General features: G+C 75.5%; 1 protein-coding gene. It reads left to right on the forward strand.

The features are described 5' to 3' along the window. On the forward strand, positions 1-959 hold a 959-nt coding region (locus E2C05_RS32035; RefSeq protein WP_133223629.1), incomplete at its 5' end, for a Bug family tripartite tricarboxylate transporter substrate binding protein. Between the last annotated feature and the right edge of the window lie 54 nt (positions 960-1,013).

A 1,013-nucleotide genomic window follows, 5' to 3' on the forward strand; every position in this document is an offset into this window, starting at 1 on the left:
GGCGGGGCCTCGCCGGCCTGGCGCTGGCCTGCGGCCTGGCCGGCGCCGCGGCCGCGCAGCCCGCCTGGCCGACGCGGCCCCTCCGCCTCATCGTTCCCTTCCCGCCGGGCGGCGCCACCGACATCCTCGCCCGCATCCTGACGGACCGGCTGGGCGCCCGGCTGGGCCAGCCGGTGGTGCCGGAGAACCGCGGCGGCGCCGCAGGCGTCGTGGCGGCGGAGCTGGCCGGGCGGATGGAGCCCGACGGCTACGGCCTGTTCTTCGGCTCCATCGGCACCGCCGCCATCAACCCGCACCTGCATGCGAAGCTGAGCTACCGGCCGGAGGACCTGGTCCCCGTCGCGCTCTTCGCCGACCTGCCCAACGTGCTGGTGGTGCGGCCGGACAACCCGATCCGCAGCCTGGCGGACCTGCTGGCGGCGGCGCGGGCGCGGCCGGGCGCGCTGACCTATGCCAGTTCCGGCAGCGGCAGCAGCCTGCACCTGTCGGGCGAGATGCTGAAGGCGGATGCCGGCGTCGATATCCTGCACGTGCCCTTCCGCGGCGGCTCCGACGTCGCCAACCAGATCATGGGCGGGCGGGTGGATATCGGGGTGAACAACCTGCCCTCCGTCATCGGCCTGCTGCGCAGCGGCCAGTTGCGGCCGCTGGCGATCACGGGCCCGGAACGCTCGCCCGCTTTGCCGGAGGTGCCGACGGTGGCCGAGAGCGGGCTGCCCGGCTTCGCCGCCACCGCATGGTTCGGCCTGCAGGTGCCGCGCGGCACCCCTGCCCCGATCATCGACCGGCTGAATGCCGAGGTGAACGCGATCTGCGCCGAGCCGGCGACGCGCGAGAAGATCGAGGGGCTGGGCGCCCGGCCGCGCGGCGGCAGCATCGCCGACTTCGCCGCCTATATCCGGGCGGAGAACGAGAAATGGGCGGCGGTCATCCGCCGCTCCGGCGCCACGGTCGATTGATGCCGGCGCGCCGCAGCCCCGACGCCGCCACGCCGCGCTGGCGCGCAGGCCTGG

The sequence above is a fragment of the Paracraurococcus ruber genome, assembly GCF_004353985.1.
Lineage (GTDB): Bacteria > Pseudomonadota > Alphaproteobacteria > Acetobacterales > Acetobacteraceae > Paracraurococcus > Paracraurococcus ruber.